Origin of the sequence: Aeromicrobium sp. CTD01-1L150, from assembly GCF_041951745.1 — a bacterium.
GTDB lineage: Bacteria > Actinomycetota > Actinomycetes > Propionibacteriales > Nocardioidaceae > Aeromicrobium.
In genome coordinates, this window is record NZ_CP169555.1 from 241457 (window position 1) to 255345 (window position 13889).

General features: G+C 69.2%; 13 protein-coding genes. 12 read left to right on the top strand and 1 reads right to left on the bottom strand.

Annotated elements, in window-relative coordinates:
• Positions 1 to 30: 30 nt before the first annotated feature.
• From ACEVFP_RS01180 to ACEVFP_RS01225, 10 genes are all read left to right on the top strand, one after another.
• Positions 31 to 1041: an ABC transporter ATP-binding protein gene (locus ACEVFP_RS01180; protein WP_375001516.1), complete on the top strand. Its 1011-nt coding sequence runs from the start codon at positions 31 to 33 to the stop codon at positions 1039 to 1041.
• Entirely contained in the window at positions 1038 to 2072 is a 1035-nt protein-coding gene (locus ACEVFP_RS01185) for an ABC transporter ATP-binding protein (protein WP_375001517.1), read from the top strand. The genes ACEVFP_RS01180 and ACEVFP_RS01185 overlap by 4 nt, the downstream gene beginning before the upstream one ends.
• Positions 2069 to 3016, top strand: coding sequence for an ABC transporter permease (locus ACEVFP_RS01190; protein ID WP_375001518.1), 948 nt, complete (start codon positions 2069 to 2071; stop codon positions 3014 to 3016). The genes ACEVFP_RS01185 and ACEVFP_RS01190 overlap by 4 nt, the downstream gene beginning before the upstream one ends.
• A gap of 13 nt (positions 3017 to 3029) precedes the next feature.
• Positions 3030 to 3917 (top strand): ABC transporter permease, encoded by an 888-nt coding sequence (locus ACEVFP_RS01195; RefSeq protein WP_375001519.1) that lies wholly within the window; start codon positions 3030 to 3032, stop codon positions 3915 to 3917.
• Between the two features lie 68 nt (positions 3918 to 3985).
• Positions 3986 to 5614: an ABC transporter substrate-binding protein gene (locus ACEVFP_RS01200; RefSeq protein ID WP_375001520.1), complete on the top strand. Its 1629-nt coding sequence runs from the start codon at positions 3986 to 3988 to the stop codon at positions 5612 to 5614.
• Position 5615: 1 nt separating this feature from the next.
• Positions 5616 to 6410 carry an MBL fold metallo-hydrolase gene (locus ACEVFP_RS01205; RefSeq protein ID WP_375001521.1) on the top strand — a complete coding sequence of 265 codons (795 nt, stop codon included), beginning with the start codon at positions 5616 to 5618 and terminating at the stop codon, positions 6408 to 6410.
• A gap of 20 nt (positions 6411 to 6430) precedes the next feature.
• On the top strand, positions 6431 to 6880 hold the full coding sequence (locus ACEVFP_RS01210; RefSeq protein WP_375001522.1) for a Zn-ribbon domain-containing OB-fold protein: 450 nt from the start codon (positions 6431 to 6433) through the stop codon (positions 6878 to 6880).
• A complete protein-coding gene (locus ACEVFP_RS01215) occupies positions 6877 to 8022 on the top strand; it encodes a thiolase (RefSeq protein ID WP_375001523.1) in 1146 nt (381 codons plus the stop codon). The genes ACEVFP_RS01210 and ACEVFP_RS01215 overlap by 4 nt, the downstream gene beginning before the upstream one ends.
• 31 nt (positions 8023 to 8053) lie before the next feature.
• Positions 8054 to 8977 carry an SDR family oxidoreductase gene (locus tag ACEVFP_RS01220; RefSeq protein WP_375001524.1) on the top strand — a complete coding sequence of 308 codons (924 nt, stop codon included), beginning with the start codon at positions 8054 to 8056 and terminating at the stop codon, positions 8975 to 8977.
• Positions 8974 to 9831, top strand: coding sequence for a MaoC/PaaZ C-terminal domain-containing protein (locus tag ACEVFP_RS01225; protein ID WP_375001525.1), 858 nt, complete (start codon positions 8974 to 8976; stop codon positions 9829 to 9831). Before ACEVFP_RS01220 ends, ACEVFP_RS01225 begins: the two co-directional genes overlap by 4 nt.
• Before the next feature lie 10 nt (positions 9832 to 9841).
• Here the strand turns inward: ACEVFP_RS01225 and ACEVFP_RS01230 are convergent, their stop codons facing one another.
• The gene (locus ACEVFP_RS01230; protein ID WP_375001526.1) at positions 9842 to 10456 is read right to left on the bottom strand and encodes a TetR/AcrR family transcriptional regulator; all 615 of its coding nucleotides are present in this window, start codon (positions 10454 to 10456) and stop codon (positions 9842 to 9844) included.
• Between the two features lie 134 nt (positions 10457 to 10590).
• Here ACEVFP_RS01230 and ACEVFP_RS01235 point away from each other — a divergent pair, with 134 nt between their 5' ends.
• Both ACEVFP_RS01235 and ACEVFP_RS01240 read left to right on the top strand, forming a co-directional pair.
• Complete coding sequence (locus tag ACEVFP_RS01235) at positions 10591 to 11763, top strand: acyl-CoA dehydrogenase family protein (protein ID WP_375001527.1); 1173 nt, start codon at positions 10591 to 10593, stop codon at positions 11761 to 11763.
• Positions 11760 to 13880 carry an acetate--CoA ligase family protein gene (locus ACEVFP_RS01240; RefSeq protein WP_375001528.1) on the top strand — a complete coding sequence of 707 codons (2121 nt, stop codon included), beginning with the start codon at positions 11760 to 11762 and terminating at the stop codon, positions 13878 to 13880. Before ACEVFP_RS01235 ends, ACEVFP_RS01240 begins: the two co-directional genes overlap by 4 nt.
• Positions 13881 to 13889: the final 9 nt, after the last annotated feature.

Genomic DNA, 13889 nt, shown 5'->3' on the forward strand with positions numbered 1-13889 from the left:
AGTGAGATTCTAAATTGGGAGGGTGAGCTCGTGAGCCGGTCAGGTGAACAGATCGTCACCGTCGACGACCTCCACGTGGAGTTCGAGACCGGCGGACGCATGGTCGAGGCGGTCAGTGGCGTCAGCCTGCAGATCTGCGAGGGCGAGACACTCGCCGTCGTGGGCGAGTCCGGCTCGGGCAAGAGCGTCACGGCACTCGCGATGCTCGGGCTCCTCGGCAACGGAAGGGTCAGCGAAGGGACGATCGCCTGGGACGGGCAGGACATCACCAACGCGTCCAACGCCACGATGAGACGCATCCGGGGCAACGAGATGTCGGTGGTCTTCCAAGACCCGATGACCGCGCTGGACCCCCTCTTCACGATCGGCAGCCAGCTGCGTGAGGCCTTGCGGGTCCACCGCCGGATACCACGCAAGCAGGCGCGCGAGCGCGTCGTCGAGCTGCTCGCCCAGGTCGGTATCCCCGACCCCGAGTCCAAGGTCGACGCGTACCCACACCAGCTCTCGGGAGGACAACGCCAACGTGTCATGATCGCCGGCGCCCTGGCGTGCACCCCCCGACTGCTGATCGCCGACGAGCCCACGACCGCTCTGGACGTCACGGTCGAGGCGCAGGTGCTGCGTCTGATGCGCGACCTGCAGACCGAGACCGGCGTCGCGCTCATGCTCATCACCCACGACATGGGCGTCGTCGCGGAGATGGCCGACCGGGTGGTGGTCTTCTACGCCGGAGAGGTGGTCGAGACGGGCACGGTCGAGCAGATCCTGTCCGATCCCCGCCACCCGTACACCCAGGCCCTGCTGAAGGCGATCCCCCGTCCCGACACGCCTCGCGACAAGCCGATGCCGGCGATCCCCGGTGTCGTGCCGACGCTCGACGAGATGCCGTCAGGATGCCGTTTCTCGACCCGGTGCCCGCTCGCCGACGGTGACCGCTGCGAGGAGCCCCAGACGCTGCACGAGATCGACGGGCGACAGGCGAGGTGCTGGCGGGTGGAGTCATCCTCCGAGGTCCAGTACCTGGCGGAGGTCGCGCCATGAGCAGGTCACCGAGCGCCGGCATCGGTCCGGCGACCATGCCGACGACGCCCGACACCATCGGCGACCCGTCGCCGATCCTGCGGCTCGACGACGTGGTGAAGCACTTCGGTGGGCGACGGGGCAGGCCGCCGGTGCGCGCCGTCGACGGTGTCTCCCTCTCGGTCGGTCGCGGCCAGACCGTCGGGCTGGTGGGAGAGTCCGGCTCGGGAAAGTCCACCCTCGGCCGCCTCGCCCTGCGTCTGCTGGAACCCACCACGGGGACCGTGACCTTCGATGGCTCGGACATCTCGCGACTGCGGCGCCGTGAGCTGGCGCGCCTGCGCTGCCGGATGCAGCTGGTCTTCCAGGACCCGCTCAGCTCCTTCAGCCCTCGCATGACGATCAAGGAGGTCCTCACCGAACCGATGACCGTCCACGGCATCGGCACGCCGAAGACCCGGCTCGCCAGGTGCCGTGAGCTGCTCGACCTGGTGGGCCTTCCCTCCCACGCGCTGGAGCGCTATCCGCACCAGTTCTCCGGCGGCCAGGCACAGCGCATCGGTATCGCCCGCGCCCTCACCACCGATCCGGACCTCATCGTCTGCGACGAGGCCGTCTCCGCGCTCGACGTGTCCGTCCAGGCGCAGATCCTCAACCTGCTGCGCGAGGTGCAGCGCGAGCTGGGCCTCAGCTACCTGTTCATCGCTCACGACCTCAACGTGGTCCGCTACATGTCCGACCACATCAGCGTCATGTACCTCGGGCAGGTCGTGGAGTCCGGACCAGCGGATGCCTTGATGGACTCGGCGATGCATCCGTACACCCAGGCGCTCGTGGAGTCCGTGCCGTCGCTGGACCAGCGTGGAGAGCTGCGCGCTCCCCTGGTCGGGGAGATCCCGAGCCCCACACGACCTCCGGCCGGATGCCGCTTCCACACCCGGTGTCCGCGCCGGTTCGAGCCCTGTGACCAGGCGGCGCCCGAGCTCCTGCAGATCGGGGAGCGGTCCGCGGCGTGCCACCTGCTGACGACGGATGAGGAGACCCGGGCATGATCACCTACACGGGCCGGCGACTCGGCTACGGCGTCCTGGTCCTTGCCCTCGTCACCTCGTTCACGTTCCTGACGCTGCGGATGATCCCGGGCGACGTCGTGCGGGTCCAGCTGGCCGATGCGCCCGGCGTCACCGAGGAACAGGTCGCCGAGCGAGCTGCCGAGCTGGGTCTGGACAAGCCCGTCCCCACACAGTTCATCGAGTTCATGGCGGGGGCGTTGCGACTCGACTTCGGTACGTCGTTCGCCGACGGTCGACCGGTCGTCGAGCACATCGCCGAGCGCCTGCCCGCCACCCTCGAGCTCGGCCTGCTCGCCCTCCTGCTCGGCCTCCTGCTGGGAGTCCCGCTCGGGGTGGCGGCCGCGCTACGGCAGAACTCGCTCACCGACCAGCTCCTGAGGGTGTTGGCCGTGGTGGGGATGTCGGTCCCCAACTTCTGGCTCGCCCTGTTGCTGATCACCTACCTGGCCCAGTGGTTCGGGTGGACGCCGCCGCTGGTCTACGCGAGTCCCGGGGAGAACCTCGGGCAGAACCTCACGCACATGGCGCTGCCGGCGTTCGCGCTGGCGGTGAGCTCCATGGCCGGGATCGCACGCATGCTGAGGTCGTCGATGCTCGAGGTGCTCGGGTCCAACTTCGTCCGGACGGTACGTGCCCGGGGTGCTTCGGAGTGGAACATCCTGTTCAAGCACGCCGGTCGCAACAGCCTGATCCCGGTCTTCTCCCTGCTCGGTCTGCAGGTGGGAGGCATCCTCGGCGGCACCGTGATCCTGGAGTCGATCTTCTCCATCCCCGGCATGGGGTCGCTGATCTTCGACTCCGTGCAGTCCCGTGACTACCCCGTCGTCCTCGGCTGCGTGGTCGTCTACGGCGCCATCTTCATCCTCGTGAACCTGCTGGTCGACGTGCTGTACGCCGCCGTCGACCCACGGATCCGGTACTGAGAGGAGCTCGGCCATGTCCGTTCACCTGCCCAAGCTCGGCGGCGCCACCGCGGTGGCCCCCGCGCAACGTCGTGGCCCGCTCCGTCTCCTGAGGGAGCAGCCCTTCGGTGCCGTCGCGGCGATGGTGATCCTCGTCTTCGTCGTGCTGGCGGCCGTGGCGCCGCTGATCACGCCGTACAGCCCCCTGGAGCAGAGTCGGGGTGCGGTGATGGTGCCGCCGGGTCCGGACCATCTCATGGGCACCGACGAGCTGGGCCGAGACGTCCTCAGCCGCACGCTCTACGGGGCGCGCACCTCGCTGCTGATCTCGGTCGCCACGCTGGCCCTGGGCGGGCTGGTCGGCATCGTGTTCGGCATCGTGTCGGGGTACTTCGGCGGCACGTGGATCGACAGCGTCATCCAACGCGTCATGGACTCCCTGATGGCCGTCCCCTCCATCGTCCTGCTGCTGTTCGTGGCCTCGCTGCTCGGCCCGAGCGTCCGCAACACGATCCTGGCGCTCGCCCTCCTGGTGATCCCGGCGTTCAACCGCGTGTCCCGCGGCGAGATGCTCCGCATCCGCGAGGAGACCTACGTCGAGGCCGCCAAGGCGGTCGGCTGCAGCACGCCGCACATCCTGCGCCGCTACGGCCTGCCCAACCTCATGGCCCCGCTGTTCGTCGTCACCAGCCTGCTGTTCGCCATCGTGCTGATCGCCGAGTCCGCCCTGAGCTTCCTCGGCATCGGCACCCCGCCGCCGACGCCGTCGTGGGGGCGGATGCTCAGCGAGGCGTCGCGTCAGCTGGAGATCGCCCCCTGGATGGCGTTGTTTCCCGGTCTCGCCCTGTCCGTCTCGGTGCTCGCCTTCAACCTGCTCGGTGACGCCCTGCGTGACTTCTTCGACCCACGGCAACGCCGCTGAGCCCCTGTCCACCCGCCGGCCCGACCATCGGGCCGTGCTCGACCACCTTCCGTGCACAAGGAGTCACCATGTCTCGTCCCCGAAACGTCGGCCAGGTCGCCGGCACCCTGCTCGCCGTCGGCCTGCTCACCTCCGCCTGCTTCGGCGGCTCCGGCGCCTCCGACGGCGCGGCCGGTGAGCTGGTGCGCGACGACGGACCGCCCCAGTCTGGAGGGACCTTCCAGATCGCCGGGACGACGGACACCACGTCCCTGGACTTCCAGAAGGAGGCCGCCTACGCCGTGCACACGTCGGTCGGGGCGGTGTACAGCCGTCTGCTGGCCTTCCAGACCGGTGACGACGTCGACTACGGCACGAACGAGGTGGAGGGCGACCTCGCGCAGGAGTGGGAGGTCAGCGACGACGCCCGGACCTGGACGATCACCCTGCGCGACAACGTGACGTGGCACGACAAGGAGCCGGTCAACGGGCGCCCGCTCACCTCCGACGACGTCATCTGCACGTTCGACCGGCTCAAGGAGATCCAGGGACACGCTCTCAACCTGATCGCTGACGTGGACTCGATCGAGAACCCTGACGAGCACACGGTCGTGTTCACGCTCAACTCGCCGTACACGGCGTTCGACGAGACCCTCGCCAACCCGTTCCTCGCCATCATCCCGTGCGAGGCGGCCGAGGGTGACATCGACATGGACACCGAGGCCATCGGCACGGGACCGTTCGTGCTGGAGAGCTGGAAGCGCGACCAGGAGCGGGTCTACGTCAAGAACCCCGACTACTTCGTCGAGGGCCAGCCCTACATGGACGGCTACACGACGACGATCATGCCCGACGCGCAGGCTCAGATCGCCGCGCTGCGCAGCGGGAAGATCGACATGATGACGACGCTCTCGACCGAGAAGCGTCAGGTCGACCAGCTGCTGAGCCAGGTCGACGGGCTCCAGAAGAGCGAGGAGGCCGGCACGACGCAGACCCGTGTCTACATGAACGCGCAGGAGGCGCCGTTCGACCAGCTCGAGGTACGTCGCGCGGTGGCGCTCGCGATCGACAAGCAGGGCATGATCGAGACCATCCGGTCCGACGGGACGGTGACCGGACCGCTCACGCCGTCGATGTTCGGCTCGCTGCCGACCGACGAGGTGGAGAAGCTCGTCCCGTACGACCCCGAGGAGGCCCAGCGGCTGCTCGCCGAGGCCGGCTACCCCGATGGCTTCGAGGCAGAGATGGTCGTCACCACCGGTTACGGAGAGACGATCGTCCGCGAGGCGCAGTGGGTCCAGGAGGACCTCGCCAAGGTCGGGATCGACGTGGAGCTGGACGTCCAGGACTACGCCACCTACGCCGGTGACACCTGGCCGAGCGGCAAGTACGAGATCTCCTACGGACTGCAGACCCCGATGCTCACGGCCGATGAGTACCTGTCCACCGAGTACCACTCGGACGGCAGTCGCAACTGGTCCTTCGTCGACGACTCCACGTTGGACGACATGATCAGGGACCAGCGGGCCATCGCCGACGCCGACGAGCGCGAGCAGGCGCTGCAGGAGATCGACCGCTACGTGCTGGAGAACGTGCTGACCCCGCTTCCCCTGTACGTCTACAACGGTCAGACGTTGCTCTCGCCCCGGGTCCGTGGGTGGAACCCGCACCCGGACTACTCGGCACGCGAGTACGAGAACGTCTGGCTCAAGGACTGACGTGTGGGACGTCGACACCGCGCCTCCAGTGCCGGGCGAGCCGCTGGAGGTGGCACCCGGTGTGCACCTCGTGCTCGCGCCCAACGCCAACGCCTGGACCTTCGAAGGGACCAACACCTGGATCCTGACGAGTGCCGGCGAGGCGGTGGTGGTGGATCCCGGGCCGGACGACCCGGCACACCTCGACGCGATCGACGCCGTGGTGACCGGCGCGGGGGCCCGGGTCCGAGAGGTCCTGCTGACCCATCATCATGGCGACCACTCCCAGGCGGCAGCACCGCTGGCGGCGCGCTGGAAGGCCCCGATCAGGCCGCGCGTGCAACGCGGGATCCTCGCGGAGGGGACCCGGTTCGACGTCGGGTCGCTGGAGGCGTGGTCGATGCGGACGCCCGGCCACACGTCCGACGGGATCAGCCTCGTGCTGCCCCGTGAGCGCCTCGTGCTCACCGGCGACACGGTGATCGCGAGGGTCAACTCCTTCATCGGCCATCCCGACGGCACGCTGAGCGACATGCTCGGCTCGATGCGCCGGCTGGCGCAGGTCGCCGACGACGACTGGGCGTTCCTGCCGGGGCACGGTCCCGTGGTGCGCGAGCCCAGGCGCTACGTGGCCGACCGCACCAGCGACCGGATGCGTCGGGTCGAGCAGGTCGCGGCGCACGCCGTGGACGGTCGGTCCCCCGAGGAGATCGCCCGCACGCTCCATCCGCGCCTCGACGAGCACAGGCTGCGCGCCGCACAGGCCTCGGTCGAGGCGATCCTGCACTACCTCGACCACACACCCGAACGCACTTGAGGAGAGAGAGGTCACCGACCATGCCAGTCCAAGACACCACCGAGCGCGACGTCGCCGCGCCTGAGCGGTTCGCCCCGCGGGCGACTCCGGAGACCCAGCCGTACTGGGACGGCACCGCCGTCGGCGAGCTGCGCATCACGTCGTGCCGCACGTGCGACCGGCCGTTCTTCTACCCACGGTCATCCTGCCCTCGTTGCGGGTCGCAGGACATCACGTGGATCACCTGCTCGGGCCGAGCAACGCTCTACTCCTACGTCATCTCGGCGCGCCCGGCCCCGGGCTTCGAGCCGCCGACCGTCATCGCCGTCGTCGAGCTCGAGGAGGGCCCGCGCATGATGACCAACATCGTCGGCGTCGAGCCCGAGCCGGAGAACCTGCCGCTCGACCTGGCGCTGCGCGTCACCTTCGAGCAGCGGGGGGACGTGGCCGTCCCCCTCTTCGCCCCCGACGTCGAAGGAGGCGCGCGATGAGTGACGTCGTCATCATGGGTGCGGCCGAGACCGAGGAGATCGGCAAGCTGCCCCACGTCTCCACCCTGGAGCTGCAGGTGCAGTCGGGGCGCCGGGCGCTCGCCGACGCCGGGTTGGGCCTGGACCAGGTGGACGGCATCGCCTCGGTCAGTGCCGGCGGTCCGGGACCGGTCGCGGTCTCGCACGCGCTGGGGATCACGCCGACCTACGTCGACGGGACGTCGGTCGGCGGTTCCTCGTTCCTGTTCCACGTCCGCCATGCCGTGGCGGCGATCCGCGCCGGCCACGCGCAGGTCGTGCTCATCACCCACGGCGAGTCGGGGCGCTCCCGGGTCGGCGCCGCCCCGTGGGCGCGGCCCAAGGACTCGGCGCTGGCACAGTTCGAGATGCCGTACGGAGTGCTCGGGCCTCCCACGACCTTCACCATCCCCGCCCTGAGGTTCATGCGGGAGACCGGGACGACGCTCGAACAGCTGGGGCAGGTCCCGGTGGCCCAGCGGCGGTGGTCGTCGCGGAACACGCGGGCCATGTTCCGGGAGGAGATCACCGTCGACGACGTGCTGGACGCCAGAGTCGTCGCCTGGCCGTTCACGCTGCTCATGTGCTGCCTGGTCACCGACGGTGGTGGCGCCCTTGTGGTGACCTCCCGGGAGTTCGCGCAGGCGCACGGCACCGACAAGCCCCTCGTCGAGGTGAGCGGGACGGGCGAGGCAGCCACGACGCCGTTGGTCTCGCAGATGGAGGACATGAGCCGCTGCACGCAGTTCGAGCTCTCCAGCAGAGCAGCCTTCAAGGAGGCCGGGCTGGGGCCGGCGGACATCGAGCACCTGATGATCTACGACGCCTTCGCGCACGTCCCGCTCTTCGGTCTGGAGGACATGGGATTCGTCGGCCGCGGCGAGGCCGGTGCCTTCGTGGCGGACGGGCACACCTCGCCCGGCGGCTCGCTGCCGATGAACACCAACGGCGGCGGTCTCTCCTACACCCACACGGGCATGTACGGGATGTTCGCCATCCAGGAGTCCGTCAGACAGCTGCGCGGGGAGGCCGATGCCCAGGTCGACGACGTCGAGACCAGCCTGGTGCTGGGCAACGGCGGCATGTTCATGAGCGCCGCGACCCTCGTCCTGACCCGCGGTTGAGCGATCAGTTCCCCAACACAAGGAGGTAGCGATGTCAGTCCTGGATCGTCAGGTGGTCATCATCACTGGAGCCGGGCGCGGCCTCGGCCGAGCCCATGCGCTGGAGATGGCCGAGCGCGGAGCGGCCGTCGTGGTCAATGATCTCGGTGCGTCGCTCGACGGCACCGGCTCGCAGGTCGGGCCCGCCGACGAGGTCGCCGAGCAGGTGCGTCGCCGTGGCGGCCTGGCCCTGGTCAACGGCGACGACATCAGTGAGCCCGACGGCGCCGCCAGGCTCCTGGAGGCCACCCTCGACGCGTTCGGCAAGGTCGACGTGCTGGTCAACAACGCCGGCATCCTGCGCGACCGCATGCTCGTCAACATGTCGATCGAGGAGTGGGATGCCGTGATCAAGGTGCACCTGCGGGGGACGTTCGCGCCGATGAGTGCCGTCTCCCGGCACTGGCGCGAGCTCAGCAAGGCCGGCCGTGACGTGGACGGCCGGATCATCAACACGACCTCGTCCTCGGGCATCTACGGCAACGCGGGCCAGAGCAACTACGGCGCTGCCAAGGCCGGCATCGCGTCGATGACGATCATCGCGGCCCGTGAGCTCGCGCGGTACGGGGTGAAGGTCAACGCGATCGCCCCCGCGGCGCTGACGCGCATGACACAGAATCTCCGTCCCGATCGACCGGTCGTGCCCGAGGGTGAGTTCGATCCCGGAGCGCCGGACAACGTCTCCCCGCTCGTCGCCTGGCTCGCCAGTGCGGCAGCCAAGGACGTGACGGGACGGGTCTTCAACATCCGTGGCGGTCACGTCAGCATCGCCGAGGGATGGATCGCGGGGCCGGGGGTCGAGGAGAACCGGCGCCTGGACGTGGAGGACCTGGACGCGATCGTCCCGAACCTGCTGGCCAAGGCACGGCCCAACGCCATGCCCAACGGCCGTGTTCCCGAGGAGGCGCCCGCATGAGCCTGGACCATGATGTCGTCGGTGTCCGCTCCGACCCGGTGGAGAAGTCGTGGGACGGCAACGACGCGATCCTTTACGCACTGGGCCTGGGCGCCGGGCACGACAACCCGCTGGAGGACCTGGCCTACACGACCGAGCACGGGGACCCCGACTCCCCGGGGCAGAAGGTTCTGCCCTCCTACGGCGTCATGCTCACGTGGGGTGTGCGTGGCCGTCGTCTGGGCGACTTCGACCCGGCGATGCTCGTGCACGCCGAGCAGTCGGTGCAGCTGCACCGACCACTGCCCACGTCGGGGACGGTCTCGATCACGTCGATGGTGACGAGCATCGAGGACAAGGGCAGTGGCGCTCTCGTGCGGTCGCAGGCGGAGGCGGTGCTGGCGGACTCCGGTGAACCGCTCGTCACGGCCGGGTCGGGGGTCTTCATCCGTGGCGAGGGTGGTTTCGGTGGTGAGCGCGGGGCCGCCTCCGGCGACGTCGTGCCCGAGCGTGACCCTGACGAACGGGTGGAGACCGGGTCCTGGCCGGGACAGGCACTGCTCTACCGGCTCAGCGGGGACCGCAACCCCTTGCACAGCGATCCGTCGTTCGCGGCGCGTGGCGGGTTCTCCCGGCCGATCCTGCACGGGCTGTGTACCTACGGCATCACCTGCCGCGCCCTGGTCGCGGCCGTGGTCAAGGGCGACGGCGACGCTCTGCGGTCGATGTCGGGCCGGTTCTCCGCCCCGGTGACGCCCGGTGACGACCTCACGGTCGAGATCTGGGACGTCGACACCGCGCACGTGGCGTTCCGCGTGCGGCGTGGCGACGGGACGGTCGTGATCGACCGAGGCCGTGCGACGTTCGTGGGGTGAGGGCCGAGGCTCAGCGAGAGTCCGGGTACAGCCGGCGGATGAGCACCACCGCGTGCTCGGCGACCCGGCGTGCCTGGGCTCTGGTGCGGCAGTCGGCGGTGATCCGGGCCGCGTCGCCGACGACGGACGTCAGGCTGGCGACGGAGAGCCGGTCCTCCACCTTCTTGCCGAGGCCCAGGATCATGATGTTGCGCCGTACCCACTCCTGGCTCCGCTCACGCCTGTTGATCTCGAAGTCCGGCGGCGCGTCGCCGGAGTAGAAGATCGGGTACAGCTGGCGGTGGCGCCAGGTCGCGTTGAGGTAGGCGAGGGTGCCCGCCTCGAACTGCAGCAGTGGATCTTCGACCCCGGAGGCCCGGACCTCGGCGACGGCGTCGGCGGCGGCATGGGCGAGCTCGCCGACGTAGGTCTCCCACAGGGCGTAGTAGAGCTCGGCCTTTCCACCGAAGTGGTGGTAGACGCTGCCGACGCTGGAGCCCGCACGGGCGACGATCTCCGAGACCCCGGTCCGGGTGTACCCGTGCTCGATGAAGACTGCCGCGGCCGCGTCGAGAACCTGCTTGCGGGTCTCCTCGGTCTTCGCCCAGCGTCGGCCGGTGGTGCCTGTCTGTGTGTCCGTGGCCACCGTCGCCTCCTCGTAACTCGATGTGACGTCGTCAAGCGTAGGCCCCCGGGGGGCCTTGACGTGAATCATTCGATGGGTGATGCTGACCACAGTTCTAGAGTGAAATTCTAGAAACCGGTTCAAAAGGAGAGACCATGATCGACTTTGAGCTCAGCGAAGAGCAGCGGGCCGTCAAGGACGCGGTGCGTCAGTTCATCACCAAGGAGGTCGTGCCGCTGGAGTCCACGGTCCTGCTCAACGAGCGCGAGGGGCGCCCGGGGATCGACCGGGAGACGCTGCGTGACCTGCAGGCCAAGGCCCGCAAGTACGGATACTGGGGGATCAACACGCCGGAGGAGTACGGCGGCATGCAGGCCGGCCCCGTCATGGCGGCGATCATCGCCGGCGAGGCCGGTCGCACCTTCGTTCCGTTCCGGTTCGGTGGATCTGCCGACAACATCCTCTACGCGGGCAACGAGGAGCAGAAGCGGGAGTACCTGATCCCGACGATCGAGGGGGAGCGCCGCAGCTGCTTCGCGATCACCGAACCCGGCGCCGGCTCCGACGCACGCAACATCCGCACCCGTGCCGTGCGCGACGGCGACGACTGGGTCATCAACGGCGAGAAGATCTTCATCACCAACGGCAACGAGGCGGACTTCGTCATGGTCTTCGCCGTGACCAACCCCGAGCTGGGCGCCAACGGCGGCGTCACCTGCTTCCTCGTGGACCGGGACATGGGGTGGGAGTCCACCCCCATCCCCACGATGGGCGAATGGGGCCCGGCCTCGCTGAGCTTCCAGGACGTCCGCGTCCCGGACCGCAACATCCTCGGAGAGGAAGGGCGCGGGTTCGAGCTGGCGATGCGGTGGATCGGCCAGGGTCGCTTCATGATTCCCGCCGGCGCTCTCGGAGCCGCCGAGCGGATGATCGAGATGGCCATCGAGCACGCCAACAGTCGCGTCTCCATGGGGAACCCGATCGCGGAGTACCAGGCCATCCAGTGGCACATCGCCGACAGTGCCGTCGAGCTGGAGGCCGCGCGCTGGCTGACGCTGCGAGCCGCCTGGCAGGTCGAGCGAGGTGAGGACGCGCGTCACTCCTCCTCGATCGCCAAGCTCTACGGCACCACCATGGCCAACCGGGTGGTGGACCGTGTGCTGCAGATCCACGGCGGCATGGGCTACACCAAGGAGCTCCCGTTCGAACGTTGGTACCGCGAGCTCCGGCTGCTGCGCATCTTCGAGGGAACCGATGAGATCCAGCGACGTACGATCGCTCGCAACCTGTTGCGCGGGCACGCCAAGGTAGGAGCGTCACTCTCGTGAGTACGAAGCCGATCGACCCGATGGCCTTCTTCCGACCGAAGTCCGTCGCGCTGGTGGGCGCGACGGACAAGTCGGGCTGGTCCCTCGCCACCTTCAACAACCTGCAGGTCAACGGGTTCGACGGGGACGTCTACCTCGTGAACCCCAAGGCCGAGACGGTGCACGGAACCGCCGCCTATCCCTCGCTGTCCGACACGCCCCGCCCGGCCGACCTGGTCTACGTCATGACGCCGATCGGCGTCGTTCCCCAGGTCGTCCGCGAGGGCGCGGCGATGGGCATCCGGAACTACGTGGTGCTCACCGCCGGCTACGGCGAGGTGGGCGGCGAGGGGGCGGTCCGCGAGGAGGAGCTCCGGGCGCTCGCGGACGAGCTCGACGTCACGATCCTGGGCCCCAACGGCAACGGGTTCATCAACGCCGCGGACGCGATCACCCCCTACGGCCTACCCATCCCGCAGCCGTTGATCGCCGGATCGGTCGGTGTCGTGCTGCAGAGCGGCGCGCTGGCCAGCAGCGTCCTGTCCTTCGCCCAGTCGCGCAACATCGGCATCTCGCTGCTCGTGGCCATGGGCAACGAGACGGTGATGTCGGTGACCGACGTCGTGCGTGGACTTGTCGACGACCCGCAGACCAAGGTCATCGCGTTGTTCCTGGAGTCGGTCCGGCACCCCGAGGAGTTCGCCGAGGTGGCTCGTGCTGCGCTCGCGGCCGGCAAGCCGATCGTGGCCCTGAAGATCGGGCGCAGCGCCAAGGCCTCGCGTACGGCGCAGGCCCACACCGGTGCGCTCGTCGGTGACGACAAGACCGTCGCGGCCGCGTTCGAGCAGCTCGGCGTCATCCGGGTGGTCTCGTTGGAGGACCTGATCATCACCGCGGGCCTCCTGGCCGAGACCGGTCCGCTGCCCGGGCCTCGTGTCGGTGTGGTCACGCCCTCCGGGGGTGCGTCGGAGATCATCGCCGACCGTGCGGAGGATGAGGGCCTGGACCTGGTGGAGCTCGCCGAGGAGACGACGAAGCGGCTCATCGACGTGCTGCCGCCGTTCGCCACCCCGAACAACCCCCTGGACGTGACCGGTTACGTCCTGCTCGACCGCGAGCTCATGGGCAAGGCCCTGAACGTCGTGGTGCAGGATCCGAACGTCGACTTCGTGCTGGTGCTGCAGGACCTGCCGCGCCAGACGGCCGACATGCAGCTCGCCCTGGAGACCTTCCAGCGCAGCGCCGCGATCATCCGCGAGTCACCGAAGCTGGTCATCCCGGTGGGCAACGTGCTCACGGACGTCAACGAGACCGGGCGGGCCATCAAGGCGGGCTCGGGCTACCCGACGGTTGCCGGTGGCATCGAGCACGGGATGAGCGCGATCGGACATGCCGTCCGCTGGTCGGAGACGATGCGCCGCCACCAGGACGACTCCGCCGCGCCGCAGGAGCTGCAACCGGTCTTTCCCGACGGTCTGCCGCCGAGGCGTGGATCGTGGTCGGAGGCCCCGGCTGCGTCGTTCCTCACCGCCAACGGGATCCCCATGGTTCCGGCCGAGCTGGTCGGGACCGCTGACGAGGCCGTCGCGGCCGCAGAGGGCATGGGCTACCCAGTCGTCCTCAAGGCCGCCGCGGACGGGCTGGAGCACAAGAGCGACATCGGTGGTGTCGTGCTCGGGATCGCAGACGCCGGTGAGCTGCGGAGCGCGGTGGACGAGGTGGCGGGAGCCATGGAGCGAGCCGGTCATCCTGGTGCCCGGCTGCTCGTCCAGCCGCACCGCAATGCCGGGACCGAGCTGCTGGTCGGTGTCGTGCGTGACCCGGCCTGGGGGCTGACGCTGGCCGTCGCGCTCGGCGGCGTGTGGGTCGAGCTGCTCGGCGAGAGTGCCTTGCGCGTCCTGCCGGTCGCCCAGGACGAGGTCCGCCGTGCCATCTCCTCCCTGCGCGGCCTGCAGGTGCTCCAGGGGGCGCGGGGCGCCGAGAGCGTCGACGTCGACCAGCTCGCTCGTGTCGTCACGCGGATCGGCTCCCTGGCCCACGCACTCGGCGACGACCTGGTGGCACTGGAGGTCAACCCGTTGAGTGTCTCGGCGGAGCGGATCGAGGCGCTGGATGCCTTGATCACCTGGCGCGACTGAGGCGGGCCG

Coding starts and splice junctions, on each gene's coding strand:
- ACEVFP_RS01200 (WP_375001520.1), top strand. CDS start 3,986: ATGTCTCGTCCCCGAAACGTCGGCCAGGTCGCCGGCACCCTGCTCGCC.
- ACEVFP_RS01215 (WP_375001523.1), top strand. CDS start 6,877: ATGAGTGACGTCGTCATCATGGGTGCGGCCGAGACCGAGGAGATCGGC.
- ACEVFP_RS01235 (WP_375001527.1), top strand. CDS start 10,591: ATGATCGACTTTGAGCTCAGCGAAGAGCAGCGGGCCGTCAAGGACGCG.
- ACEVFP_RS01220 (WP_375001524.1), top strand. CDS start 8,054: ATGTCAGTCCTGGATCGTCAGGTGGTCATCATCACTGGAGCCGGGCGC.
- ACEVFP_RS01210 (WP_375001522.1), top strand. CDS start 6,431: ATGCCAGTCCAAGACACCACCGAGCGCGACGTCGCCGCGCCTGAGCGG.
- ACEVFP_RS01195 (WP_375001519.1), top strand. CDS start 3,030: ATGTCCGTTCACCTGCCCAAGCTCGGCGGCGCCACCGCGGTGGCCCCC.
- ACEVFP_RS01190 (WP_375001518.1), top strand. CDS start 2,069: ATGATCACCTACACGGGCCGGCGACTCGGCTACGGCGTCCTGGTCCTT.
- ACEVFP_RS01225 (WP_375001525.1), top strand. CDS start 8,974: ATGAGCCTGGACCATGATGTCGTCGGTGTCCGCTCCGACCCGGTGGAG.
- ACEVFP_RS01185 (WP_375001517.1), top strand. CDS start 1,038: ATGAGCAGGTCACCGAGCGCCGGCATCGGTCCGGCGACCATGCCGACG.